Origin of the sequence: Saliphagus sp. GCM10025317 (genome assembly GCF_042663665.1) — an archaeon.
In the GTDB taxonomy this organism is placed as follows: Archaea; Halobacteriota; Halobacteria; order Halobacteriales; family Natrialbaceae; genus Natronosalvus.
This window is the reverse complement of sequence record NZ_JBHTAQ010000004.1, coordinates 47,569-72,983: the sequence shown is the minus strand read 5'-3', so window position 1 is coordinate 72,983 and position 25,415 is coordinate 47,569. Positions and strand designations below refer to the sequence as shown.

The 25,415-nt window shown below is 56.7% G+C and carries 19 protein-coding genes and 3 pseudogenes; 4 read left to right on the top strand and 18 right to left on the bottom strand.

Annotated elements, in window-relative coordinates; translation table 11 throughout:
* Nucleotides 1–197: 197 nt before the first annotated feature.
* From ACFQS4_RS01495 to ACFQS4_RS01470, 6 genes and pseudogenes are all read right to left on the bottom strand, one after another.
* Nucleotides 198–1,532: a DUF8159 domain-containing protein gene (locus ACFQS4_RS01495; protein ID WP_497903325.1), complete on the bottom strand. Its 1,335-nt coding sequence runs from the start codon at nt 1,530–1,532 to the stop codon at nt 198–200.
* A 56-nt stretch (nt 1,533–1,588) separates the two neighbouring features.
* Entirely contained in the window at nt 1,589–2,110 is a 522-nt protein-coding gene (locus ACFQS4_RS01490) for a hypothetical protein (protein WP_497903324.1), read from the bottom strand.
* A 508-nt stretch (nt 2,111–2,618) separates the two neighbouring features.
* On the bottom strand, nt 2,619–3,710 hold the full coding sequence (locus ACFQS4_RS01485) for a BREX system ATP-binding domain-containing protein (protein ID WP_497903353.1): 1,092 nt from the start codon (nt 3,708–3,710) through the stop codon (nt 2,619–2,621).
* 63 nt (nt 3,711–3,773) lie between these two features.
* A pseudogene (locus tag ACFQS4_RS01480) lies at nt 3,774–3,995 on the bottom strand (DNA-directed RNA polymerase subunit H); the annotation flags it as partial.
* Nucleotides 3,996–4,210: 215 nt separating this feature from the next.
* A complete protein-coding gene (locus ACFQS4_RS01475; RefSeq protein WP_500191915.1) occupies nt 4,211–5,410 on the bottom strand; it encodes a BREX system ATP-binding domain-containing protein in 1,200 nt (399 codons plus the stop codon).
* Nucleotides 5,411–5,419: 9 nt separating this feature from the next.
* Nucleotides 5,420–7,585: a hypothetical protein gene (locus ACFQS4_RS01470; RefSeq protein WP_497903322.1), complete on the bottom strand. Its 2,166-nt coding sequence runs from the start codon at nt 7,583–7,585 to the stop codon at nt 5,420–5,422.
* A 412-nt stretch (nt 7,586–7,997) separates the two neighbouring features.
* Between ACFQS4_RS01470 and ACFQS4_RS01465 the strand changes: the two genes are divergently transcribed.
* From ACFQS4_RS01465 to ACFQS4_RS01455, 3 genes are all read left to right on the top strand, one after another.
* A complete protein-coding gene (locus tag ACFQS4_RS01465) occupies nt 7,998–8,234 on the top strand; it encodes a hypothetical protein (protein WP_497903321.1) in 237 nt (78 codons plus the stop codon).
* A gap of 569 nt (nt 8,235–8,803) precedes the next feature.
* A complete protein-coding gene (locus ACFQS4_RS01460) occupies nt 8,804–9,049 on the top strand; it encodes a hypothetical protein (protein ID WP_497903320.1) in 246 nt (81 codons plus the stop codon).
* On the top strand, nt 9,046–9,720 hold the full coding sequence (locus tag ACFQS4_RS01455; protein ID WP_497903319.1) for a hypothetical protein: 675 nt from the start codon (nt 9,046–9,048) through the stop codon (nt 9,718–9,720). Before ACFQS4_RS01460 ends, ACFQS4_RS01455 begins: the two co-directional genes overlap by 4 nt.
* A 414-nt stretch (nt 9,721–10,134) precedes the next feature.
* Here ACFQS4_RS01455 and ACFQS4_RS01450 read toward each other — a convergent pair whose 3' ends face one another.
* From ACFQS4_RS01450 to ACFQS4_RS01430, 5 genes and pseudogenes are all read right to left on the bottom strand, one after another.
* Complete coding sequence (locus ACFQS4_RS01450) at nt 10,135–11,268, bottom strand: hypothetical protein (RefSeq protein ID WP_497903318.1); 1,134 nt, start codon at nt 11,266–11,268, stop codon at nt 10,135–10,137.
* A 164-nt stretch (nt 11,269–11,432) separates the two neighbouring features.
* Complete coding sequence (locus ACFQS4_RS01445) at nt 11,433–13,154, bottom strand: HEAT repeat domain-containing protein (RefSeq protein WP_497903317.1); 1,722 nt, start codon at nt 13,152–13,154, stop codon at nt 11,433–11,435.
* On the bottom strand, nt 13,154–14,062 hold the full coding sequence (locus tag ACFQS4_RS01440; protein ID WP_497903316.1) for an ADP-ribosylglycohydrolase family protein: 909 nt from the start codon (nt 14,060–14,062) through the stop codon (nt 13,154–13,156). The genes ACFQS4_RS01445 and ACFQS4_RS01440 overlap by 1 nt, the downstream gene beginning before the upstream one ends.
* A 43-nt stretch (nt 14,063–14,105) precedes the next feature.
* On the bottom strand, nt 14,106–14,375 hold the full coding sequence (locus ACFQS4_RS01435; RefSeq protein WP_497903315.1) for a DUF8110 family protein: 270 nt from the start codon (nt 14,373–14,375) through the stop codon (nt 14,106–14,108).
* Nucleotides 14,376–14,437: 62 nt separating this feature from the next.
* Nucleotides 14,438–14,785, bottom strand: a pseudogene (locus ACFQS4_RS01430) (DUF8165 family protein); the annotation flags it as partial.
* Nucleotides 14,786–14,897: 112 nt separating this feature from the next.
* Here ACFQS4_RS01430 and ACFQS4_RS01425 point away from each other — a divergent pair.
* Nucleotides 14,898–15,467, top strand: coding sequence for a GTP pyrophosphokinase (locus ACFQS4_RS01425; RefSeq protein ID WP_497903314.1), 570 nt, complete (start codon nt 14,898–14,900; stop codon nt 15,465–15,467).
* Between the two features lie 148 nt (nt 15,468–15,615).
* Here the strand turns inward: ACFQS4_RS01425 and ACFQS4_RS01420 are convergent, their stop codons facing one another.
* The 7 genes and pseudogenes from ACFQS4_RS01420 to ACFQS4_RS01390 all read right to left on the bottom strand — a co-directional run bounded on the left by ACFQS4_RS01420 (nt 15,616) and on the right by ACFQS4_RS01390 (nt 25,107).
* Nucleotides 15,616–16,779 carry a DNA cytosine methyltransferase gene (locus tag ACFQS4_RS01420; protein WP_497903313.1) on the bottom strand — a complete coding sequence of 388 codons (1,164 nt, stop codon included), beginning with the start codon at nt 16,777–16,779 and terminating at the stop codon, nt 15,616–15,618.
* Between the two features lie 302 nt (nt 16,780–17,081).
* Nucleotides 17,082–18,629 carry an HNH endonuclease gene (locus tag ACFQS4_RS01415; protein WP_497903312.1) on the bottom strand — a complete coding sequence of 516 codons (1,548 nt, stop codon included), beginning with the start codon at nt 18,627–18,629 and terminating at the stop codon, nt 17,082–17,084.
* Nucleotides 18,630–18,783: 154 nt separating this feature from the next.
* On the bottom strand, nt 18,784–20,718 hold the full coding sequence (locus ACFQS4_RS01410; RefSeq protein WP_500191997.1) for a homing endonuclease associated repeat-containing protein: 1,935 nt from the start codon (nt 20,716–20,718) through the stop codon (nt 18,784–18,786).
* Between the two features lie 273 nt (nt 20,719–20,991).
* Nucleotides 20,992–21,264, bottom strand: a pseudogene (locus tag ACFQS4_RS01405) (DUF5797 family protein); the annotation flags it as partial.
* A gap of 158 nt (nt 21,265–21,422) precedes the next feature.
* Nucleotides 21,423–22,163 carry a DUF6339 family protein gene (locus ACFQS4_RS01400; RefSeq protein WP_497903310.1) on the bottom strand — a complete coding sequence of 247 codons (741 nt, stop codon included), beginning with the start codon at nt 22,161–22,163 and terminating at the stop codon, nt 21,423–21,425.
* Nucleotides 22,160–23,176 (bottom strand): hypothetical protein, encoded by a 1,017-nt coding sequence (locus tag ACFQS4_RS01395; protein WP_497903309.1) that lies wholly within the window; start codon nt 23,174–23,176, stop codon nt 22,160–22,162. The genes ACFQS4_RS01400 and ACFQS4_RS01395 overlap by 4 nt, the downstream gene beginning before the upstream one ends.
* Nucleotides 23,176–25,107 carry a hypothetical protein gene (locus tag ACFQS4_RS01390; RefSeq protein WP_497903308.1) on the bottom strand — a complete coding sequence of 644 codons (1,932 nt, stop codon included), beginning with the start codon at nt 25,105–25,107 and terminating at the stop codon, nt 23,176–23,178. Before ACFQS4_RS01390 ends, ACFQS4_RS01395 begins: the two co-directional genes overlap by 1 nt.
* Nucleotides 25,108–25,415 lie beyond the last annotated feature (308 nt).

The following is a 25,415-nucleotide window of genomic DNA, read 5'->3' as shown; positions in this document are numbered from 1 at the left end:
TCTAAGGGCACTCTGAGTAGTCTACACGCATCTTTAGACGAGAAATTCAAGCGACCTGATCGTTCTCCAAACAGGCTTACTCCCTTCCCGAACTGGTACTGGCTGCTGTCTTCTCCGATCGGTAACTCCACTGGGTCGAGAATCGCAACTACACGCCGATCAATGGGCTAACCAGAGTACAGAAGCCTCTCTCGAGTTCACTCGTAGCCGAACGTCTCCAGAATCAACTGGGCATACTCTTCTGCCGAGAGCTCACCTGCCGCGAACGCGCTCGCCCACTCGGCGTCAATTATGTAGCCGCCGAGGTCGCGATTTTCCTCGTCGAGAAAGATCACGTGCGCCAGCTCGGCTGGATACCCTGCGGCGATGAGACTCGCGTATGCCCCAGCGACGGTCGTCAACTCGTCTAACTTTTGCCATCCAGCAGGGTTTCGTGTCTGATAGTCCAGATAGAGCCGATTCTCGACCAACTGTAGATACGTGACGGTCATGCCACGTGTCTCGAGCGACTCGCCGAACGACTCGAGTGACTCGATCGACTCGTCCAGCTCGATCGTAAACTCGTAGAACGTCCACGGCTGGACTTCGACCATGGCGTTGTTACGATCGAAAATCCACGCATAGACATCGCACGTATGACAGCCACCGTCGATCTCGACGGCCGCTGCATCCTCGTGGCCGTCGATCTCCGACACCCCAACGAGACGATCCCACTGGTGGACCCACCAGACGACTCGATCGAGGGCGGCATCACGGCTCTCGACGTCGAGTTCGAAGGCGTGGGTACGATCGGGAGTCGTCGCGACCATCCCGGTGTCCGGACGGCGTTGCGTAGCCGTTGGTGGGGCATCCCCCGTCGTATCGACCGTTACTTCCCAGTTCGCTCGATAATTCGACCCTGTCGTGGCGACCGCCCCGAGCACGTCGTACGTTCCCTCGGCGTCGAACACGTGCAGCCAGTAGCTGGTTTCGAGTTCGTCCGTATAGGCAGCCGTCCACGGCCCGTCCGGTGCATACTGATGGACATCGTTGAGGAACCAGTTGGTTTCAACGACGTCGTGATCATCGTCGAGCCTCTCGGGAACTTCGAACATCACCGTCGTTCCCGGCTGGACGGTCAGTGTCGGCGCTGGTCGCTGTAACTCACTGTCGAGGTCGTCGATGCCAGCCACTTCGACCAGTTGCTCGTCTGAGTCTCCGCCAATAGCGACGGTGACCGTGAATTCGACGTCTTGCCGGACGGGGTAGGTCGGATACGTCAACGTCATCTCGTTCTCACCCGGGTCGAAGAGACGAGAGCGACCGCCTCCGACTGGCTCATCACCGATCAGGAACTCGACGTCCGCGCGAGTTTCTGTAGAACCCGGATTGGTGACACCGACCCGTACTTCGAGAACATCGCCTGCCTCGATCGGTGCGTTCGTTCCGAGAATACGAATCGTGAGCGGAGCCGTCGCGCCACGAGTGATCGGCTGAAGGACAGACGCACTGAATCCTGCTCCCAGTCCCGAAAGATAGCCGCGGCGATTCATACCCATCTCCTCTCGAGTGGTGGATGATCGCTGTGAGGTGTCGTGGAGTACATCGGTTAACACGGATGAGCATACTGCTCGGAGCGCTGGCTGATCCCGATATTGACGTCTCCATCTTCGGCGTCAAGCTGGCGAATGGAGCCACTGAAGAAGTAGGTCTGCCGGTCACCGCCGGAGACGTACGTGGAGAGATGGGAGTCGAACGCGTCGGTCTCTCCTTGTGGGGCACAGGGCGTAGCTGCAAGTTTCCCCGACACGGCGATCTCGACGTGTCGCTTGCATGGTGAGCAGTTGTGGATGGTGATTGCGCCGGGCGCCCACGGCGCATGACACTCTCGACACGTGATGAACTCCTTCGAGTGCTCACCACATTTGAGCGTGAGTACCCGCCCGTCTTTCTCGTAGACCGACTTGGCTGGTATCTGGTCCTTTGTCGTGATCGTGTCAGTCTTGGAAGTCCCCTTCTCACATTCAGTATCATGATCGGCAGTAGTGGTTGGGACAATCGCTCCAATCCCGACAGCCCCCGTAGCGGCGAGTAACGTCCGCCGAAGGTAGGTACGGTGTTTCTCGTCCATGTCATCTCACACCACAATACCTACTCAGGCGCGAATAATGAAACCCAGTTCACATGATCTGATCAGTCACTGCATGTGTTCAGGATTACTGTCTCTCCGAAGTGGGAAGTCGACTGTCTATTCATGTTCTCACTGCGTCAGAAGGGGCTTTCCGTTTATCGAGAGTTCCGTGAAGTCGTTCTGATGTGTGCCGTCTACAACATCAAACGTGCTGTGAGCTGTGTGAATCAACCGCGTACGACGATTTACCACCGCTAATTCCTTTGTATGTCCGTGCAGTGACGGACGGCATCACGTGGACACAGAACTGTCGGTGACGAATTGAGGATTAAGCGACTTGTCTCACGGACATTAACCAACGACGAAGGGACATTTACTTCGCCTCAAACGCGAACTCGAGACCAAGACTGTCGACGTTCGAGCCGCAGGTCCGATTGATACGTCTTAGTGAGTTCGAGTTGGGTACCTAGTCTTCTCAACGCTCGCACTACGAGCGTCGTCGAAGCTATCACTCTCGAAGGTACTGAACGTAACCCCGGAAGGTTAGGGTCGGTGGTTCTACCTCGTCGAGGTACGAGTCCACCGCCGAAGTAGCACCTCCGAGCGACGAAACTCGATCGTGGTACCTCTCGGTACCAACTGACGTGATTCGTTCACACTCGAGCAATCTCTCTGTGAACGACTCGAGATCGTCTCGCGTAGGGGCATCGAGAGACACCAGGTGATCAGAACTCAACTCGTACAGTGGAGAGTAGGTACCCCGAATTGCGACTTGCTCGCCACCACCATCTAGTAACTCTGGCGTTCCCGTAACGAACAGTGTAGTGTTGGCTGGCAGGTCTCGGATGAACTCGTGAATTGCTTCGAAGTGAGCTCGTGTTCGATTCGCCTTCTCTAATTCGTCGACAGCGATGACTAGTCGATAGCCGCTGAATCGAGCGAGCTCAGCGAACAGGTGTAGTACGTCCTGTGCGTTCTCGTCTGTAATCTCGGTGTCGGGGAACTCCTTACTGAAACTCCGGCTTCGACTGCCTGTCAGGTTCGCTTCTCCGATATCGACGAGCTGTTCTGAGAGTGATTGCGGGATAGCGAGGTTATCGACGATCGTCCGTAGGACTGATAGAATGTTGGGTTTGACTCGGTCTTCTGTCGTCTCAAACCCGCGACTTTCCAAATGGTCGAGAGACTGTGTCTCGATCGTGTGGAGGAACGTTGCCCAAAGCTCGTCGACGCCGTTTGCGAACTGATCTGTTTCGAGTGTTCGCGGGGTCTGTAGTCCGCTCCGAATCGCGCTGACGAGAGTACCCTGATCGAGGAAAGTCGTTTCGTCGTCGAGATCGATGATACTGACTGCAGAGGCTGGTGCGAGCTCGTCCCGGAGCCACTGGAGGAAAAACGACTTTCCAAATCCTAGTTCTCCCTCGATGAACACGTACGAGGTTTCGCGATCGAGATGCTCCATGGCGATAGCCAACTCCTCCTCCCTATCCACCGCAATCTGTGAACAGGCCCCGGGCTCGGTCGGAGGCATACTCGCTCCGAGATTCGAGAGGACGTGACGTGCTAATCCTTCGGTGAGCTCGTCCGGAGGTGAGAAAATCTCGTCTGGCAGGCTCGTCTGTGGTTCCCACTCACTAAAAGTGGATTTGCCATCTAATGGAGCTACAAGCCGGTAAACGCGTGCCGTATCCGTCGTTCTGCTATCGCGTACTACCTCGATTACGTCCCCCTTCCGAACTGGGAGTCCCTCGAGCCCTGGATCCGAATTTTTTATTTTAGGAAGGTGTGTTTTATCTATATCGTACTCGTCGAAAACAGATTGTGCTTCGGTTTTGGAGATGAGTCTGTGTTCAGGAACTAGTCTATGGCGGGTCTGTCCATCGATTCCCGAAGCCGTGCTGATAGCGAGCCACGAATCCTCGATAGGTCTGAGCGCCGTTAGACACTCCGGACAGATGTACGCACCCTTAACTACCTCTCTACTACAAGAGGGGCAATTATCCATACTCGTTGAAGAATCTCCCACTACTATACGTTTTTGTCTGACGTCTATCTACAGATGAGCGAGGCGAGTTCCTCGGGGCTCGACCCCGAGGCGGTTCACTTGTACCGGCGTACGACAGTGATCAAGTTGGGCCCGTCTTGACCTTCAGGTTCCAGAAGTAATCGTCGTGGGCTGAGTGCACTCACCGATTCCCCGCCGTGAGCTCTAATCGCAGTATCGACCATTTCTGATGCTTCGGACGCGTTGATATTGATCTCGACATCGTCGGCGGTCGAGACCAGCCAGGCGACTTTGTGTATCAAGTTCTCGTAATCCGACTTCGTCAGCGGACTCAACTCGAGTTTCTTCGCGTTGTATCGATCGGTGAGGGCCCCGTGTCCCGTCTCTTCGATTAACGAATCCCACTTCGGAGCGTTGCCCACGAAGACGAACATCATCCGCGAGAATTGATCTTTCTGATAGCTCTTGTTGAAGAGGTCGATCAACCGCTGTGTAGTCGCATCGTCTGGGTTCCAGTCCATCTCTTCGGCGACCTCGTCGATTAACACGACGAATCCCTCGTACCCCAGTTCGACGATGAGCGATCGGATGTGTTTGAGGTATTCGTACTCGTCCTCTCCGTCGTTACCGATCCGGTCGTAGCCCTTCTTTCCTATCGCGTGTTTCTCTGGAAGTGCAATGTTTTTGCCTTCCAAATAGCCGATCGCCCCCGACAGAACGTTCCGGAACTCCAACTCTTGTTCGTCCCGTTCGACGTATACGCTCCCGTTGTCACGGACTTGCAGAAGATCGTCGAGTATCGTGTATATGCTGTGACCCAGGAATCCTCGACGAGCGGCGGTTTCTTCTAATCTGTCTCGGTCGAACTCGTCACAAAATTTCCTGAGAACCTGCGCTAGTCCCGATCCTCGCTCGTCGGGAAGTCGCACGTTCTGGACGGCTTTTTTGTAAAATTCTGTTTTATCCGAGAGGTTTCCGACGTCGGGGATATCAAGTTCAGATCGAGCGAGGTTCTTCTCGAACGCGTTCTCTGCGATCAAGTTGATGAAAAACGATTTGCCGTATCCGAAATCGCCGAGGACGAAGAATATCTGTCCGTTCCCGTACCGGAGACTCTCCATCCCTTCTATCCCATCCTCACAAATTTCGTGTTCTTCGGCTTCTCTACCAACCCGCACGTACTCGATGTGTTCAGGTTCGGGCGGCATTCCGTTACTGATACGGTTTAGGATGTTACTCGCGGTACGTCGATCCAAGTCGGGCCGGTCGTCTCCTGACGGACTGCTAGAGGCCATACCAACTAACTACATATCACTTACTTGTAATTCTACCGCAATGTACCGGTCGTTGCCTACTTTGACTCCGGTGTACGGATCCGTCCCTTTACGGTGATAGGTACTACCCGTTCGCTCTAACCGTCGTTTCAATTTCTGACTGCCTAACGCTCGACGAAGTCCCTCGCTAGCTTCCTGTTTTGTGCCTCTGAAGAGAGTTGGTACACCAGGGAGGGTGAGGCAGAACTCAATCAAGTCGTCGAAGTATACGAGACTCCGATCGTCATCGGCTCGGGTCTCTCCGTACAGAACTATTAGATCGTACAGTAGATCCACGTCATCGTCGACAGATTCGGAGACTTGTGGGCTAATTAACCCCGCGAGTGAGACGAGTACCTCGTCGGCGGAATTGCTGATAGTCGGGCGTGAGACCTGTCGTTCGTTGACCCGAACGTCACGGTACGGCATGTATATTTTGACGTCAACTGTTTCCTCTAGATCCAGTCTAATGTTTCGAGCCTGCATTTCGAGCGTCGAACCCGATTCGTCACGTGATTCTGAAACCTCGAGGACGATGTCGGCGGTCAGTCCCTTCTTGATTGCATCTACTAATGTACTCGAGTAATGATCCCACGCGCGCTCTACGTCACGTTCGAGTTTCGCGTACAACGCCGTTGTTGCTGGTCCTTCGTCTCTGAGTTCCTCCATCAAATCTTGTTTATCTTTGATCAACCGGAGTCCCGCTTGACTCGTTACTCGGTGAGTCGAGAGAATTGCTCGCCAGTGCTCTCGATACCACTCCGGATCACGGGCATCGGAAGAGTGTTCGATCTCCGGTGTACTGGAGGAGCTGGTATCGGCTATTTGAGATGGAGGGAGGAAGCCCTGATAGAGGAGCATTCGCTCGGCAAGTTCGTGAGATGAGACCTCTGTTACGTTGGACAAGCGCTCTTCTACGAGTTTAATCAGCTCGAACCATCGTTCCTCGTCGATCTGATCGGCATCGAGGAAGGTTTCGATGGTATCGACGAGTACTTCGCTCGGATCACCATCGACTGGAACGCCATTTAGATGAAGATCGAGGAGTGCCCCCTCGTGGTGGAGGACGAACTCGCGGATTGCATCGTCTTTCCGTGCTACCCGAACACGAGGGAACGAACTACGCTGGGACCTATATCGGTCGTATTTTGGATGGGGTTTGACTGTATTATCCCACAGCTCCTCGAACTGGTTCCTGGGAGCACCCTTGAGTTTCTGCTCTGAATACTGGTTCTGTAAGCCGTGTTCGATTGCGTCGACGAAGTGGGTTGCGTATTCGTGCTCGGGAGAATCGAGGTGTCTCAAGTCGAATGCCGTCGCTGTGGCTGTACGAGCGACGTCCTGTCTAACTGTTCCTGAATCGACATCGTAGCAGAGTCGCTCGTACCACGAATCGAGCCACGACTCGATCTCCTGAGAGACGGTGATCCTGCGTGAGTCTAATTCGCGGAGATCGAATCGACTGATACTTCGGAAAAACTCTTCGATGTGTTCTACTTCGTCTGTTCCAGTATCCGGGCCTGTCATCACGACAGACAAATTCATGAGTAGCAACTCTTGGACAGTACGAGAGAGATAGGAGAGTTGTCGAGATTTGGTTACCTCAGAGAGTGGATCTGTGAACTCGATCAGAACCGTTCCTACTGACGGACGATTGATTTCACGAGTATCAGCTGTATAGCCGACTGCAGCAGCAAAATCTTCCCGGTTGAAAGTCGTATTTGGTGCCCTGATTTCGTTCAACTGTTTGGAGACTTCTGCCTCGAGATTGAGTCCGAGAGAGAGCGGTTCTCCGATGAGGGCAGACTCGTAGGGGTCGGCATCGTACTTCGAGAATTGTGCAGCGAGTTCGTCTTCGAGAACGGATTCGTCGACAGAGTTCACCATCGAAGCGACGAACTCCCGATAGTAGTCTAAGATATCCTTTCCCCACCTCGATCCAACTTTCGTCTCTCGAAGGAGGTAACCAAATAACTCGTCTTCTGTCTTCGCGTGTTCGAGAAGACTATCTGACGTGATACGGGCCTGAATCCCGACTCGGTCGTCACACTCTTCTATCACTTCACCCCCTACCTCTCGGACACGCTCAGATGTCGGAACGAGGAAGTAGACTGCCGAAGGAGTAGAGTCAAACCAGTCCCGAAGTTCAGCTGCCATTGTATTGACTTCTCATCTCCAGAAGTAAAACCGTTCAGGTTTGTGGAATTCACCAGGCTAATACTCGTTGATCATAGCTATAGTTCGATAAATACTGGATTGCCAACTCGCCAATAGTTACGCAAGATTAACAGTACTGCTATACTGATCAGTCTCAACGATGGAGTTCTGTGACAATTGCGGGACACTCGTTCCAGCAAATAAGGATATCACTGGATGCCAGGGCTGCGGAACATCGCTCGAGCGATCTGGAGACGAGTCTGCACAGACTGACGGGAGTTCCTCGACTCGAACTCCGTCGACAGAGTTAGAGCGGCTACCGACGACCAAAAGTGGAAACGTCAAGAAAAAAGATGCCATGAAATGGTTAGAAAATCGGGATCGCCCATCAGGAGCTGAGCTCCGTCGAGCGATGGTCGAGAAGCCGAACGATTTCACCGGGAGTACGTTTCCAACAGATATCTCGACAATTCGAATCACAGGCGATCCCCAGTTTATCGAGACCATCGCGGGACTCTTCTCCTGGATCGTCGGTATGGAAGACTACAGCCGGCGTGTCGAAATCAACCTCCAAACGGCAGAAGACAAAGAAACAGGGGAACAAACCGAAAACTACGCACTGTATCTGTCTGTCGCCGAACGCGGATAATAGAGACCGTTCGGAATGGAGTACAGGTACCAACCCACCCCCAATTCCTAACTGAGACGAAGCAGTCGCTTACGAAGTTCGAGAACTGGTTCGACAGAAGTGGTCGAACCTCGTCCCTGGTCACTCGAGCCTATGGCGGCGGAATATATAAATATTAGGAATAACCCTGCGGTGTATTTCACCCGATCGTTAGATCAGCCCAGCAAGCCCTGTAGTTGCATTTTACACCCCAATTTTGACTGATTATATAGCCCCGGAAACGCCGATTTCGACCCCTATGAGCGCTGTGAAGCAGTAATTCGATGGAAAGTATTATATGGTCTTCCACTGTGGATGAATGTACGGCAGGACACTACCCACGAACCTCGTCCCTGGTCGGACGGTTGGTGTCGGTACTGTTCTCCGTGAGACGAATCTATGTTAGCCGATACCGCACGAGCGGCAGGGCAGCGACAGCTCTGTCCCACGATCGCACGACGTATCATGTTCGCGGCGTCACCCGCTGCGACGAACACTGCACAAGACGGTAACGCAGATTGCACCGCCTGGAACAGACTGGAGGGAGGTCGATGAGCGTCCGCTCGATTCCGCAGCCGAGTTCTCACGCCAAGCTTCGGTTCATGCAGCGGACTGGTATCGTAGAGTTCTCGCTCCGCCAGGCCTGGCAGAGCGGGTTGCCGGTCGACGTCGACGGCCAAGACTACCATCAAGCACGGTACGATGAGCTGCTCGACGTCGTTCTGCTGGCTCGCGATGGTGTTCTCACGACCGTTCTGAATGCAACGCACCTCGAGGTCACGGAGGGATCGCGATGACGCGTAAACTGACGGTCGCCGCAGAGTTCGAGCAGGGGACGTTGATCGAAGCGACGACCACGGAAGAGTACATTGTCGGGGAGAACCACGCGTACTACGTCCCAGACAAGGCGCGACTAGACGCGGGTATGCAGAAGGTTCGTGCTACCGAGACGATAGATGCTTACCGTAACGGGGAAACCGGATTCGATTGGGACGGTATCCGTGACACAGTGAGTGCGATCGATATCGTTGAACTGGCCGAGCAGGATACCATCAACCGCACCGACGGGGATATCGGTGACGCTCGACGACGTGGTATTCGATGGTCACCTCGCGGCGCCGACGAGCACGTGACGGTTCCTGCCGGTGTCGTTAAGTTCGCTGACCCCGACGCCGACCGAGAGTGTGGTGCAACGCGCGACCCCGTCGAACGCGGACTCATGTGGGGCGCGCTGAAAGACCGCGTGCTGACCGATGTACGGGATATCGAACTGCAGTACCACAACGATGTCCAGCAGGGTGGTTTGCGAACGGCCCGAGTCCCGATCGCCGTTTACAAGAAGGGGACTGGAGCCATCATCGCGTATCTAGCCGCCCACGATCAGCCGACGATGTATATCGCCGCCACTCTCGAGGTGGAGCGCGAGGACGTTGTCGCGATGCTCGAGCGATATCGGAACCTCGCGTAACGAGTTCGGGATCACTCGAATTGATTCTCGGATTGCATCCCAAACATGACAGAGACGTGAGTCGAGATTTATGGCAGCGGATACTCGAGGCCGGGCGCCGTCGATCTCGACGACGGACTCACCAATGGCGCCCTGCGATAGCTTCGCCGTCGACTGGCCTCGGACGCGTTCTTCCATAGCCAAAACTGAGTGTTCAGCCGCGAGCTGATAGATACGTCGCCACTCGAAAAAGTGTCGTTTCTCTGGTAGGTGAGTGGATGATCGTCGTGCTGGTAACGATTTCGAAGGCAGCGAACCAGGCCAAGTACTCGCGAGCTGGTTTAGGGCACAATCCACACGGTCGGCGATCTGACTTGCACATCTGGAGAATCGCAACCGAAGTCGTGGGGGTAGTGATTTTCCACGTCCATCGGATTATACATCGAACCCCGCTTCCCGTAATGCCTCCTCGATCCCTCCGAACTCGTCTTCGTACTCGAGGTACCCGAAGTCGGTTTCGGCATCTAACTCTGAGGGGGTTGGCACACGACCGATCTGTTGAACGACCCCGACCAACTGGATCGTCATCTGCCGAGCATCTCGATCACCGCCAGCTGGTCGATTATCCGACTCCGAGCCCGACGAAGTGCTCTCTGGCGCCCACGTCAACCCGACATCACCGCTCCGAATACTCTCGATATCTTCCTCGACGTATCGGCGCTCAGTCCTCACTTCATCAGGTGTTGGTAACGTTCCATCTGGCCCGAACTGGGCACACGACGGGCACACCTGCGAAAAGCCATCGACCTCGATCGCGCTCGGCTCGATATCGTCTTCTAACAGGCACCCACATACATCACAACGATCAGGAGCTGCTGTCGGTTCGTCGAAACCCTGTTCGAACAGAACTTCCACTTCGTCGTAGCGTTCTCTCGCTGCCTCGTACGCTTCGAGCGCACCCTCGTACTCTGATGCTTGAAATGCAGCATTGCCAGTTGCAGTACGCTGACGTGACCTCGTCACGAGGTCTAGTAGCTCACGATGCCAGTCTGAGGATTCGAGATGGTGACGACGTGCCTCCACCCGCCGGAGTCGGTCTTCTATCTTGCTGACGCGGTCGGGCGCTACATCCGAAGCGAGTTCTGTTGCTTCCTTGAGCGACTCGATACTCTCTTCGTACTTGTGAGTCGCAGCTTCCGCGTCTTCCTCGATCGAAAGTTGGTCGCCAGCATCGCACGCGTTCTCTGCCCGATTGACGAGATCGTCGAGTTTTTGCAGGACACGGTCGGTTTCTACGTCTGAGATCGATTCGAAGACTGTGCGACGCCGGGCTTCGATGGATCTATCCACCTCATCTGTGAGTAGGCCTGCCTGCTGTAGGTGCCACAGCGCCTTCTCCAACTTTTCGACAGCTACTCTGTACTGGCCACTGTCTCTCGCCTCCTGAGCCGTCTCCTGCAACCGTTCAGCCGTCTTCACGTGTGACTCGTATTGAAACCGGTCACCGTTCTCGAACCCGAGGACGCCCCAGTTGTGTTGCTCGTCGTTCTCTGCATCGATATGACTCACTACAGCTTTGATTTCGGCTTCGAATGTACATCACACAACTGGGCAACGGTACTTCTCACTCATTTCGGGACTCCTTCGCTGATAAGCTCACAATCTCATCTCGGCAATTCTACAGCGACGATAATAAATCACAGAACCACGCCAACAATGTGGACTACTCGAACTCACTCTAGACGGGTGATCGCCCACGCCGCACGCTTTCGAACTGTCTCGTCCAGGTCGTTTGTTTTCAACTCCTGGAGGGTCTCGATTGGAACTGGTACATTCGCGTTCCCAATCAGCGTGCACACGTTCGCTCGCACTTCCGGGCTCGAATCCTGCAACGCACTCTCCAACTGATCCTGCTGCGCCCTGATCGCACCTGGATCTGCCTCGCCTGCTCGCTGGAGTGCAATCGACGCGTTCACGCGTGCCTGAATGTTGTTGTCTTCGAGTCGGGCAGCGATCTGATCAGCGTACTCGATCACGACGTCGGGGTGTTCTTGTGCGAGATCACCCAGCAACCCGACTGCGTTGTTTCGAACACGCTTCGCATCGGCTTCCAGCAACGCCACCAACTCGTCTACGATTGACTCCGCGGCGTCCGGGTAGTTCGACGCGATCTTCCCGAGTGCCGCTAACGCGTTCGTTTGCGTCGTATCGTCTTCGCTCTGTAACGCCTCGATCAGGGCGCTAACCGCTGGGAATACCTCTTCAGGATACTCCGCTGCAACACAGGAGAGTGCGTAGACTGCGTAGCTCTGTGTCGTCTCGAAGTCAGCTACCACAGCGGCTTCCAACGCTGGTACCGAATCGAGTACACTACCAGGATCGGCTTCGGCTAGCTCCATCAGACAGTGCGTCGCGACCGGCTGGCATACCGATTCCTGGCTCGTGTAACTCGCTAACTCAGACACGTGCCCTTTCAGCGTCAACGGATCGTCCTTCGTCGATTTCCAGAGGGCCTGAAGCGCCGCCCGGTCGAGCGGTGTCGGTTCGTCAGCCAACAACTCGAACACGGTCCCAGTAGCCAACTCGCATCCGTCGTCCCGATATTCCAGTACGCTCATCGCCAGGCGGAGTGCCTCGCGCCGATCCACGCTGGTTGACTCCGACACTGCATCGGCCAACATCGTGCGGATCGTTTCACCGTCTACTGATTCTGGATCCTCCTCGAGTCGTGATCGAACCGCAGCGAACGCCGCCTCTGCGAACGGATCAGCGAGTCGTTCGTACGGAACGGGGTGTAACGATTCGACGGCTGGCAGTCGAACAGAGAACCGATCGTCGATTCCCACGGTCTCGAACCAGAACGCAGGCGGGCCCTTCAACGGCGTCATCGATGGGCGCTCCGGCTCGAAGTGCGTGACTAACTGCGTCTTCGTCTCACCGTCTACCCGATACGTGAGTTCGAACACGTACCCGTCAGCCAGGATCTCTCGCATCTCGTCTGCTGACTCGAGCCCGCCGTCTGGAACCGGATCATTCGAGGCCGGTATAGACAATCCTAGTTCGCCTCTCCGGACGAGATCGACGAAGTCCCACGCGTGGTAGTGATCCCACCCGTCGACGTGACTCAAATCGAGATCGTCGACGACGACGTACTCGTCTGCGTCGGGAAACAACTCAGCGAGAATACGCAGCCGTTCTTCACGCTCCGGCCACCACTCGTAGTATCCGTATTCGCCTTGCTCGCCCAATGCGTCGAGGTGCCCGTCACGCCGCCGAACGGACTCAATCGTCCCTGGAATGTCCGCCTCGTCGACGAGGACTTGATTCCCGACCGCCCAGACCTCGTGGCTGGTCTCGTGGGCCCAGTACTGCACCCACTCGAGCGGTACCGCCTCCCGCCGTGGGTGCGGATTCACGTCGACCGTCCAGTCCCGGTCGAACGCGAGGACGTACATCACTCTACCTCCACGAGTTGCTCCGCCAGTGATTCGATTTCAGCCGTCTCGTCGATCGCGGAGAGCCACCGATCGGGGAGTCGTGACGCCCCGAATCGAGCCCCTGCGATCGCGCCCGTAACGGCGCCAATGGTGTCTGTGTCCCCACCTCGATTGACAGCCGACGTAATCGCCGCTTCAGCGCTTTTGGCCCGGAGACCATCGTGCATCGCCGTTCGAAGCGAGTGGACCACGTACCCGGACGTCTCGAGCGAACCAAGTTCGTCACCGTCACAGATCGGGGTGAGCGCGTTTCGCAACTCTTCTGGCGCGTTGTTGCCGACGTGGTCGATAGCACTGGCTAATGGGTCAGTAGCGTCCTGGAGGAGTCCGGCGATGGTGAGATTCAAGATCGCACATCCATACGTGCAGCGCGGATCAGCGTGCGTAATCTGCGACGAGTGCCGACTGACTCGCTCGAGCGTCTTCGGCTCAGTCGCGTACGGAATGCTGAGTGGCGGACACCGCATGATACTGCCGTTCCCAGCGTTCTTCCCTTCAGGACTGGCTTTCCAGACCTCCTGGCCAGCCTGTTCCCACGATCGACCCGCCTGTACGTTTTCGATCGATCGCCGCGTCATGATCCCGATATCGAACGGTCCCGAGTCGTACCACGCAACGAACCGATCGGCGATATCGTCCGGGTCGAATGCCTGTCGTTCGACGAGGCTGCGTGCGATACACAACGCCTGTTCGGTGTCGTCAGTAATCGTCCCCGCGGGCTGATTCCACGTCCCGTACCCGACCATCTCGTCGAGCCGCCCGTGCTCAGCGGCGATCTCCGAAGCCGATGCGAACTCGACCGGGCGTCCGAGCGCATCCCCACACGCCAACCCCAACAAGACACCGAGAGCTCGATCAGAATCCATACATCTCCCAACGGACACATTCGAGAAGAATGTGTGGTCGCGGTCACTCATTGGGCTTCGTCCCCGTACGGAGATTCTCCCGGTACTCGCCCAACGCTCGATACATCTCCACACGTTCCGCTTCCGTCATCGTCTCGTGTTCCGCGTCGTCGTAGAACGGAAGTTCGTCTTTCTCCGGCACGTCCATCAGGGTGCCAAGCTGGTAGAGTTGCTCGTAGTAGTTCTCCAGCACCCACTCCTCGCCGTGGTCGTCGACCGCTTGCTGGATGTAAGGCGCTGCTTCCGGGTAGTCTTCGTGAAGCTCGTCGGTCATTGGTGATCGGAATTGGCTGCGGTTGGTTTGCTGCTGTGTGTCCAGGGTGACCGACAGCCGCCTGTAAATTCGGCGAGTGAGTGGTTTGGGGTATCTGTGGTCCATTTGCCGACCTGGACGAGTTCGAACGTGTCGATGGGGGCGTCGAGTGCATTGTCCAACTGTGTCCGGACTGGATTGGCGAGACTGTCGACAGGGATGGCGGTGAGGGAGTGCTGAGTGAGGAAGTAGCTGGTCGCCAGACTCGTCGGACCGACGACGATGACGTCGCCCCCATCGACGTCAGCGAGCGCGAGTTGGGCCTCCCGATGCTGGTACAGAACCGCATCGAGCTCCTCGACGGGGAACAGAACATCGGCTCTCCCGTACTCGATACTCGTCTCAGCAGACTCGAAATGTCCTTTGGGCATAATCGCTTCTAAATATATTCCCACTGTGCATTAACTTTGTGGTAGTCTGACTACTCGCCTCGCCAGCAGCCAAGTTCCCTCAATTTACCTGTGCCTACTGCCACCAGTTGACGTGACCCGCCACCTTTACAACTGCACAGCCACCGAACTCGCCACGCACCCCGTCGAATCTCTGCCACACGATCGCGTCGCTGCCAGAATTTATCTATATGGTCGAGGTGCTGGTTTGATTGTGCACCCACTCGAACGTGCGATCGAGATTGCAGCAACTGCTCATGCCGATCAAACGGACAAAGCAGGTGAGACGTACATCCTCCACCCGTTGCGTGTGATGTTTGCCCAGGACTCCGAAGCCGCGATGATTGCAGCAGTCCTCCACGATGTCGTTGAGGATAGTGACTGGACTGTTGCCGAACTTCGAAACGACGACGTCGATTTTCCAGACGAAGCGATCGACGCCGTTGAACTCCTCATGAAATCAGACGACGAGTCGTACGAAAAGTTCGTGGCAGACGCGGCACCCCATCCGATTGCGAGAGCAGTAAAACGAGCAGACATCGAGGACAATATGGACCTAACACGGCTAGACTCCGTTGATACTGATACCATGAATCGCATCGAAAAGTATCACAACTCCTGGAAACTATTACAGGCGGAAGAAAACCCACAAGGTGAAACGTAGCCCACACGAGGCGTCAACCGAGTGCGGAGGGAATTACCGTCCGTTGCGTCGGCAGTGCGGGACGAGACACGGACGCCACGGGTCGGGCGACCCGTGGTACTTCACAGAGAACGGCGGGAGTTCCACTGGTCACCCGACCCGTGGTCGTTCACGTAGTAAACTCGTCGATACTCGACTGTCGATCCCCACGCAAATGTCGCATTATGCTCTCGCCAGCCACTCGAGCTAGCTTTGGCGGCACTGCATTGCCGATCCACCTCCCTATTCTGTGGATACCGACGTCCTCGACCGTTCCTCCCGGAGGGAGGAATTGGTACTCGTCCGGAAACGTTTGTAGAATCGCTCCCTCTCTCAGGCTCAATGCCCTGAGCTGGTCCTCGTCGTAATGTCCGAATCGACCGCTCCCGAAACTGTAAAACTGAGTAGTGATCGTGGGTGCGGGTTTGTCCGGTTGCATGCGACTGTACGGCGCCTTGAAACTGGCACCACTCTCCTTCGTATGGCAATCGGCAACGAGATCTTCACGCCCCTTCTCTACCCAGTCGGTCCAGTCGCCACCTGGTTCCGAGATTCGAATTCGGTCCAGGTTCTGCTTTCTGAGGTTCTGAGTGACGTGAAGTGGGTCGTCGGGATGGTGTTCACCGGCGTCAATCGCCGGAAGGTGTCCGATGAAACTTTCTGCCGTGATTTCTCGATCGACGTCGACCTCTGTCCGGCTCGGGGAGTCCATCTCGATGGGGCCGATTTTCGAGGCCAGTGTAATCCATCGCTTGCGCCGTTGTGGGACCCCATAGGCCAAACAGTCGATGTCCCTGTTCTCCGGTAGATTGACGTAATAACCGGCGTCTCGAAATGTTTCGATCAGTCCTTCGTACTCCGGATCTCGGCTCACACCGGGTACGTTCTCCATCGCGACGATATCCGGTTGAACCCGATCGACGATGGTGGCGAACGCTGAGACGAGCCCGGTTTTATCGTGCACTCCTTCTATGTTTCCCAAATTCGAGTACGGTTGACACGGAGGGCCACCGGCGAGCACCCGAACGTCTGTGTCGTCACTGTAGAGGTCTGCGACCCACTCGGGATTCTCAGTCGCGATTGTAGATAGATCCCGGCGGTAAAACTGCGCGTCGTTGTTACGGAAGTACGGAATCACACAGTAGAGATCCTCGTCAACTCCCGCTACGACGTCTATCCCGGCACGCTGGAGGCCGAGTGTAAACCCTCCGGCACCGCAAAAGAGGTCGACAGCTTCGACAGTCCCCACTCCCTCCGTAGAAGTGGGTTCAGAGCGGGGATCAGTGTAGGACACAAATACACCTCGAGTGCGAGACTAGAAAGTATTTCGAATTTTCTATAAGAGGATCCAGTGTGGTTCCGTCAGGGTCCGCCTAATTTCTGGATGATCAGATCCGAGCGACGGCGTCGAGATGTATTTAAGCGGCCTGTAGTTTTCCGGTTAGCTGAATCGAGGCGCTAAGCCCCCTTCCTCAGCGAGCGAAGCGAGCAGGGAGGGGATACACCGTCCCCAGAAATCAAAGATTTCTGGTGTGTGAAGATGCTTACGAGGAGACCTTCTCGTAAGTCAACTCCGGAGAGTCCCTGTCTGTCCGGCTACGTCGGCGATACACCATCGTTGGGCGAGATGTTCGAAACGGTGTCGTTGTAATATCGAATCGCGTCCTCCGAGATCGCGTCCCCCTCGAGGACAGTGAGTGCCCTCCCGTCCGCTCCGGGGTCGTACGGGTGTCGAACCGTCTTCGTATCGGGTTCGATACGGACGGCACCGTTGTCGAGGTCTGCGTGGTGGTTCGGGCAGAGAACTAGCATGTTCTCGAGCGTGTCCGCCCCGTCCTCGAAGAGTGGACGTAGGTGGTGGACTTCGGAGTAGCCGGTCCCATCTGGTTTCGCTCGTCTCGTCCCACACACCTGGCATCGATCCTTGTACATCTGCTTCAGCCCGCTCACGAGGCCTTCGTCTCGTTCCGTCCGATCGGCGACCGAACCGAAACGGCCCAGTTCGTCCTCGTAGTCGTCGGAGGTGAGTACAATCGAGTCAGGGTATTCGAGAAACTCTACTGCTACCTCGCCGGATGGTTCCCGATATTCGTCGATGTCGTGTTCGTGGTTCGACTCGGGCAGGCGACGGGTAGTGTCCAGTTCGTCGCTCCAGATTTCCTCGAAGTACGCGGGATCGTACTCGCGGTGCCGGAAGGGGCCGCCAGATGCCGTCGCGACGACGTCGAAGCCACGGAGGAGATCGTAGAACCCCTGTTTCTCGTGGTGAGCGCGAGCGTCGAACCTCGGCAGGACGTCTTCGACGAGTGAAATCGAGTGGTCGGCGAGAACCAACAGGTGTGGGAAGACGACGTCGAGGACGCGTCTAATAGCGTTCGCTCCGGTGAACACGAACCACAGCGAATTGTCCTTCGACGAGTCGCCATACGTGAGGTCGTACGTCCGACAGAAATTACGAAAACTGTCGATCATCGCCGGATCGACACCTCCCCGAGTGAGGCGTGCGGTGGGATACATCGAATACCCGATACGATTCTCCGATGATTCCGTGATAGTCGGTCGATATCGGCAAAGTCCGTCGAAGACGCCGGCGATGTACTCGGTTGAGGAGTTCGGAGTCAGACCCTCGGCGGGTAGCTCGGAGGGCGAGACCTCGTTCTCGTCGAGGTCGTACGCGTCTGTGAGTCTGCTGGGACTCCAGTGATTGATTCCGCGTGGTCGCCACTCGTATCGGAGTTCGTCACGCGTGAGGAGAAATCGGTACGCCTCTTCTGGATCCATAATATTGGTGTCGTACCGCTCGAAACCAGGCCCCGTCACGAACTCTAGTTCTCTGATCAGGCTGGTGGAGTGGCCACGTAGGAACTCTTCTAGATCGGCCAGGTCGCTTCGTTGTGAGAGAAGGAAGAACCCGTGTCCCCGCTCTCGATCCACCAGATCGTACGTGTAGTCCCGAGAGTCGAGGAAGGTCCCGACGACCGCTTCGCGCATCTCGGTCTCGTAGGGTTTGATCCGAAGCTGGGGACGAACCGTGAACGTGTCGTCTGGTTGCTCTGAGATGTTGAACCGGACACGTGCTGTCGAGTCGAGGAGGCCTGCTATGTACTCGGGATCGAGCGTAGACGCTCCTTTCTCGGTGTCCATGTGATAACCTTCCCAAACCAATGTGAAGAAAGTAGCGGCCCGTCGGGCGAGGCATTGTAACGAACGAGCCAACGTGCCAACGTCGCGCTCGGTCTCTTGTACCAGGTAGTCGGGGTGGACTGTCACGAAGTGAGGGTCGGCCAAGCGACGATACCTACTCGTTTGGGTCGTACCACTCCCAAATCCACGTACCTTCGTTCTGTCGAACGAGGTTGCGCTCTCCTGCTTCCCGGAGGACCGGGCGGATCGTCTTCTTCCACGCATTTCGGTACGACGGTCCGTCTATTGGCAACCGCTCCGAGACTTCGTTGACGATCTCGTGACCCGTCCCCCGCCACCCGCGTTTGAGGAGGAGCAACGCCTCGATCCCAGCTCGCTCTCTGTCGGTGATCTCTTCGAAATTACCGAGCGGTTCCCACGAGTCGGAGACTTTCTCGACGATCTCAGTGGCCCACTCGGGAGAGCCAACGTCTATATCCGACGCTCTGAGTGCTGCGTCCATCGACCCGAACCGGCTCACGTACGTGGTGGCCGAGTAGTCCGTGAGTTCGTCGACGTTCCGGGTCGTCGGTCGGTGCCCGATCTCGTCGGCGAGATCCTCGAGTGTGGTGAGCAACTCGTCGTCGTAGTCTCCCGGCTGACTCCACGCGTCCCCAAACTCGAGGTCGACAGAGGCCAGCACATCGTCCCACGTGCCGAAGGTGTCGACGTAGTCCGACGGCGAGAACCGGCCGTAATTTTCGACGTCCACTGGTCGCGGGGGGTGGCCGAACTCGCGTTCCAATCGCCGGAGGTCGTCGGCCAGTGCCATACGCCGTTCGATATCGTACTCGGGTCGAACACGGTCGTCGACGACGACCGCTTCGCCATAGTTACTGCCCCTCCTCTCGCTTCGGATTCTCTCACCCTCGTCGAGGTCTCCCGTCTGCTCGTCAGTTTTCGATCCGTCGACGCCCTCTCCCTCGTCAACTGTCTCAGACCTAGCGTCAACCTCGATCGCTTCGAGTTCAGGGAGTGAGTACTCACTCACCGAATCGATGACACTTGCGACTTCGACATCGGGGAGGACTGCCAACACACCGATGGTCGGGTGGACGGTTGGATTCGTCTCGGCTACTTTCTCGAAGAATCGCCTCGTTGCGGCCGACGAAGGATCGAGCGGAGCGGTGGAAGCATCTCCACTCGTCGATACTCCAGTGAGAATTTCACCGACCCTCTGCCACGGGTCGACACCGCTGACGAGGTGAGCGACCGGAACGTCACAGTACTCAGCGACCTCGACGAGGGTGAGTGGTCGCTCCGTCTCCGTGACGAGTTCAGTGATCGCGTCGACGAATTCGTCGTGCTCTGGCCTGTCGTCAGGAACCTTAGTTCGGGACAAGCGGTCCCTCTCGAGCCCCGATTCAACGATGATCTGCTGCCAGTTGCCCAGTGACTCAGTGTCGCTGCTCGCCATCGAGACGAGATCGTAGAATAGTGCCTCAGTCGGTGGGTCGCCGAGGAGGTCCGCAACGAGCTGAACCACGGCTACGACCTCCGAGGGACGAACCACCTGATCGGGATCGTCGGAGAGAGATTGTCCATCTACCTTGAAACCGGCTGCACGTAAGGCGTCTTTGAAGGACCCGAACGTGTACACGTACGAACCGAATGGGTAGCGGGACTCACTGATGACCGTCTCCTCTGTCGGGGGGTATAGCGCGTGGTCACTCAAGTCCTGAAGTTCATTCGTGAGCTTCTCTCTGTTCGTCTCGAGGAGTCGATCCGAGTAGTGGTTGGGAGGCGAGGCACTGTTGAGGCTGTGCTCTTCTTCGTCGTCTTTGGTGTGGTGTCGCTCGTCCAGACTTTCCCGGCCGTCTCCTCCGTCGTCACTTGCGCCGTCAGCTGACCCAGTGGTCTCCGTGTCGTCACCGGACGTGTTGGTGTCGTCAGTATCTAGTCCGTCGATCCTTTCGCGTGCGTCTGGAGAGAGTTTGACGTCACCCATCCCGACGATACGAGCTAGACCACTCATCGAGTCGTTGAGATATTTGTAGACATCCGGTGCTTTGTCGAACGCCCACCCCTCGGTCAGTTTGTCTACATCCACCGGGTCCTCGTCCTGGTACAGATCCAACAGTCGCTGAGCAGTCGTCTGGTCAACGCTGAAGGTGGACTGAACCCTTTCGACGATGTCGTCTGGTGAACGGTCGATATAGACACCGACGGACGAGTTTCGAGTCGTTGTCCCATCGTCGTTCACCGAGGACTTCTCGTCTGCACCCGGGCTCGGAGTGATCGGACGTGTGTCATCGGCATCACCGCCGCTAACATCGTCCGACCCCGACCCGCCGCCGTCGGCTTCGTTGTCGTCCGTCTCCACCTTTCCCCCAACTGGCTCTCTGCCAACGAGGCGACGTCCGAGGTCGGTCGTACAAACGTCTCCGACCTCATTTCGGGTTAGATAGTCGTCTAAATCACCTTTCAGGATTTGTGCTAACTCGATCGGTGAATCCAAGCCCCAGAGTTTGATCAGTTCGTCGTTCGGTATCGGTTCTCGTTCGGCGACCTCTTCGACGCGCTCGACCTCTTCGCTCGATAGATCGGTTCCGATATCGGTTTCGGTAGTCTCGGCCCGTTTTCCGTCGGTATTCATTTCGTTCTAAGTCGTGCCCATAGTCTTTCGATTCCTGTACGATACCACCTTCGCTTTCGTCTGGCCGAAACCGACTCTCGATTGGAACGATGTAACCGCTTGTCGGAAGACCGAACGATCACGTAGATAACCCCAACCGCGGCAGCGGATTGGAGGATCTAAGCCCGTTCGGACTTCATCTGGCGTTTCAACCGACTGACCACCTCGACGCTGTTGTCTTCGACCCAACCTTCAGCTGGCATCATCGAGAGGAGGGTCGACAACCGGTCGGGCATGACGTTGACGAGATCCTGCGACTCGTCGGCGAACTGGTCAACGACGGCGATCACGAGGGGTTTCGACATGTGGAACGCGTTGTCGAGGATACGGTTCGCGAGGAAGTTGAACTCGAAGACCTCTCTCGTCAGTTCGTACTCGTCGTCTACGTCGACAGGTGCCGTCGCTGGGTCTACGTGGGTGAGTTCTGCTAACCACCAGAGTCGACCGATGGCGTTCGTGTAGAGGTTGTTCCCCGTGGTCTCACCCAGGAACTTTTCGAACGCAGCGGTTCTGTTGTTTTCGAAGTCGAAGCGCCAGCGGTACCGGACGAAGTCGTCGAACTTCACCGCCGCGAGGTAGTACCAGATTCGCTCGTCCCGTGCTGTACGGCGGTCAATCCGGATATTCGCGTGGATGGTCGGGGCGAGGGCGGCGTCCATCTTCGCCTCGTACTGCGGGTAGTCGTCGTCGACGAATATTTCGTCGATCTTGGTCTGTATCGCACCGTAGTCAACGTCAGTCCCATCGACGGGCGTCGAGTGTCGCTCGAAGAGGTCGGGATCGACATCCCGCTCTCCCGCGATGAAGTCTTCGTCGATCTCGGAGACGCCCTGGTGTAGTAGTTTGCGTAGTTCGGTCATGATCGGATATTGTCGACGAGTTTCACCATGTCGTCGCTCAATTCGAGGTACTCTTGGATGGCGGTCGACGTCTTGTCCAGGAGTTGGGGCATACTCCCCTCACCCGCGAATTCGTCGTGTAATTGCCGCCCAGCCTCATCAGCAGAGTCGACGTCGTACATTTTCGTCACAACCTGCGAGAGGAGGTCGGTTTGCCAGTCGTGTTCTGAATCCCCGGTCTCGTCGACGTCTTCGGCGGTCCAGAGAACGAGTTCCGAGAGCGCAGGGAGGAGGATGGAGTCGGTGTAGACGTTCATGACACGGCCCAACTTCCCTCGCGGACCGCTGTTCAACGCGCTCGCGATCGAATCGTGGTCACGGTTCACGTACAATTTTGGGGAGTGGAGTTCCGTCTTGTCAACGACGTAGACGGCATCGTCGGGGAACCGATCGTCGTTGTCGCTCTCACCGAAACTCTTGAAGATCGGTGGGAGGAGTGGGCCAGACGTGTCCTCTGTCTCGTCGATGTGTATCTCCCACGACAGCCCGTCCGCGAGTTGGAGTCCGGCGTGGGTTCGGTAGTCGCCGGACGTGTTCGCATCGTCCGTACGGACGATCAGCGGAGTCAGTTCGACGGTTCCGAACACGTGTCGAGAGGAGAACGTGATCTCGAACTCGATGGTCCCCTTTTCGAAACTGTCTACTTCGATCGTCCGTCCCTCGCGGACGTGTGTGTACTTACACTCGACCGCGACGACGACCTCAGCTGGGGCGTCGGTCGGCCACTCCTTGGGAGGGAACACCGGTTCGAGATCGTCTTCGATCGTCAGCGTGCCCTCTAAGGTGAGCGTCTTCCAGTCAGCAGCCCAGTCCTCCAAGAAGACTTGGTTGCCGGCTTTGTCCACCTCGAAGGACTGGTCGTCGTCGTCCAGCGAGAACGTCTCTACGTCGATTGAGAGTGCCTCCGGTGCGTGACGGAGCGGTTCGTCGTCGAACCGCTCGCGACTCGTCTTTCGGCGACTTCGGGTCGCCATCAGGCTTCACCCCCCATTTCGACGTCTCCGTCGATACGCAGTTGTGACTTTCCGAGTCGACCACTGTAGGGGTCAAAGTCGCCGAACGACTCTGAGGTGCCCCCAATATCGATGCTCGTCGTACTCGCGTCACCCTCGATCACGACGACGCCGTCTTCGATCTCGTACGATGTACTCGTTTCGTGCGGATCTACCGACTCTATCGCTATCCCACCGGTCTTGTTGTTCTCCTCGCCGAGCGTGACGATCTCGACCGTTACGTGCCAACTGTCGAAATCGTCGTCTTTCGGGGCTACAGTGGCATCGAACATCCACCGCCCGTCGCGGAAAGTGAAGTCTGCCGAGGTGTCGAACGCCTCGGCGGAGGTGACGGACGTGGACGGAGACGAAGATCGGTTCCGTCCCGTGTCGGATCGGGGGATCTTGCGTTTCATCGAGTCGATCATCCCACCTTCTTCACTAACGTCTGTCGCGACGAGATCTTGGAGGCACTGTCGGAGCTTACTACTCGTAAGTGATTCTACAGTACCTGCACACCCCCACTCGTACGTCGATTGGAGTTTCGAGTTCTTGTACCCTTTCCACTCGTCGTGTGCGGCAGGTTCGGACGTCCTGAGGAATTCCTCGACTTGTCCGTCCGCTATCTCGAGAGAACGATCACCCCAGCCTCGCGCTTCGCCTGCGAGCAGGATTCCGTAGAAGGGGCTTCCGTAAGACGCCGCACCGCTTACGTTGATGTAGTCGACGACCATCCCAGCGCCTCTGAAGATGGCAACTTCGTTGAGTCGGGTTTCGTCGTCACCGGGGCTCGGACTCTTGGCGTAGACGCCCAACCGACCCTTCGGTTCGGTCTGTGTATCGTTGCCGATCTTCTTGTCGGGTAGATCGAACGTGATCTGTCCTTCGACGACGTTGCCACGACTCTCGAGATCGTCGTCTGGGGAGTCACGCTCCCTGAAACAGTCGACGAACGGTCGGACGACGTCGACCTCGTAGGGGTCGACGAGTGTTGGCTCGTCGTCGGGCCCCTCGAGGTACACTCGAAGGTTGCCACGCTCGATGGCGGGCCAGAAGTACTCGGCGACGGAGCGCCGGAACGTCTCGAGCAACTCGTCGACGTCGGCGAACTCCTCCGCTGTGGGATCGCGAAACCCGACGATAGTCGCCGTCGTCCCACTCACGTCGGCCACGTGTTCAGTGTACAGAGCCCGTGCACGCTCTCTCGCCTCGTCGCCCCACGCACTCACGTGTCGGGTGTCTGGGTCCTCAGGATCGCGCCGACCGTACCAGCCGTTGCCCGAGTAGAGTTGGTCACTCTCCTGGTCACGGTGGTCGGGTAAGAGTGTCCGCCCGACGAAGCGAGGTGGGTCGTAGTCTCCAGTGTCCTGAACTGGATAGGAGGTGAAGAGTACGGTCGACATCCCCGAGAATGCCCACAGCACGGTCTTCCCCACGCCGTGGCTCCCACCCTCGGTGGCGTCTTTGTTACTCCGTCCCATGTCGCGGACGAGGGCCGTGTAGTTCGTACCGTCTTCGGTCTCAAGACCGTCGAGACCCTGGGTGTTCCTGTCTTCGACGGAGAGGAGCAAGAGTTCGTCTTCCCTCTCTAAGTAGTCGAGGTACTGGTCCAGTTGTCTGTCGTCTTCTAGCTCTCCGGCAGCACGAAGGTGGTCGTAGAGGTCGACCTCGTCGTCCTCGGGTTCGCACTCGAGTTCGGCGAGGAAACGCTCTAACTCCTGTCCAGAGAGTTTTTCGAACCGGTAGTGTACTTCGACAGGTCCGTCAGCGTCTACGTTGAGTGCGTCGTTCGCGTTCTGGAGCGTCTCGCGAACGAACGTCGCCACGTCGTTCTCGAAGGCGTGTTTCGTGAGGATGTCGGCGTTCTGCTCGGCCTTGTCACCCATCTCCTCGAAGTACCACCCATCGGTCACAGACCTCCACCCCCCGAGTGACGGACGTACATCCGTAGAAGTCTACGCCGGAGTCGAATCGTTACCATGTTGTTTTCACTACTTAACTAGAGGCGTCACTCTTCAAACTATTGTCTGAATCCGTTCGATACCTTCGTCCTTCGTCTTACAGGTGAGATCGATCGAGTCCGGCCGCTCGTCTCCGTTGGTGACGTGCTTGGCGAACATCCGCAACCCCGTCCGGCGACGAAAAGGAAGGGATGGCGGCGTACACTGCCGAGACAGCGGTGAATCCACTCTACCCGGTCTTTGGTACTGGTCCGTTCGCC

Excerpts from the sequence above, each read along its gene's own strand:
- ACFQS4_RS01470 (WP_497903322.1), bottom strand. The coding sequence starts at position 7,585 with ATGGCAGCTGAACTTCGGGACTGGTTTGACTCTACTCCTTCGGCAGTC.
- ACFQS4_RS01395 (WP_497903309.1), bottom strand. The coding sequence starts at position 23,176 with ATGGCGACCCGAAGTCGCCGAAAGACGAGTCGCGAGCGGTTCGACGAC.
- ACFQS4_RS01435 (WP_497903315.1), bottom strand. The coding sequence starts at position 14,375 with ATGACCGACGAGCTTCACGAAGACTACCCGGAAGCAGCGCCTTACATC.
- ACFQS4_RS01440 (WP_497903316.1), bottom strand. The coding sequence starts at position 14,062 with ATGGATTCTGATCGAGCTCTCGGTGTCTTGTTGGGGTTGGCGTGTGGG.
- ACFQS4_RS01465 (WP_497903321.1), top strand. The coding sequence starts at position 7,998 with ATGGTCGAGAAGCCGAACGATTTCACCGGGAGTACGTTTCCAACAGAT.
- ACFQS4_RS01400 (WP_497903310.1), bottom strand. The coding sequence starts at position 22,163 with ATGACCGAACTACGCAAACTACTACACCAGGGCGTCTCCGAGATCGAC.
- ACFQS4_RS01455 (WP_497903319.1), top strand. The coding sequence starts at position 9,046 with ATGACGCGTAAACTGACGGTCGCCGCAGAGTTCGAGCAGGGGACGTTG.
- ACFQS4_RS01445 (WP_497903317.1), bottom strand. The coding sequence starts at position 13,154 with ATGTACGTCCTCGCGTTCGACCGGGACTGGACGGTCGACGTGAATCCG.
- ACFQS4_RS01460 (WP_497903320.1), top strand. The coding sequence starts at position 8,804 with ATGAGCGTCCGCTCGATTCCGCAGCCGAGTTCTCACGCCAAGCTTCGG.
- ACFQS4_RS01475 (WP_500191915.1), bottom strand. The coding sequence starts at position 5,410 with ATGGCCTCTAGCAGTCCGTCAGGAGACGACCGGCCCGACTTGGATCGA.
- ACFQS4_RS01490 (WP_497903324.1), bottom strand. The coding sequence starts at position 2,110 with ATGGACGAGAAACACCGTACCTACCTTCGGCGGACGTTACTCGCCGCT.
- ACFQS4_RS01415 (WP_497903312.1), bottom strand. The coding sequence starts at position 18,629 with ATGGACACCGAGAAAGGAGCGTCTACGCTCGATCCCGAGTACATAGCA.
- ACFQS4_RS01495 (WP_497903325.1), bottom strand. The coding sequence starts at position 1,532 with ATGAATCGCCGCGGCTATCTTTCGGGACTGGGAGCAGGATTCAGTGCG.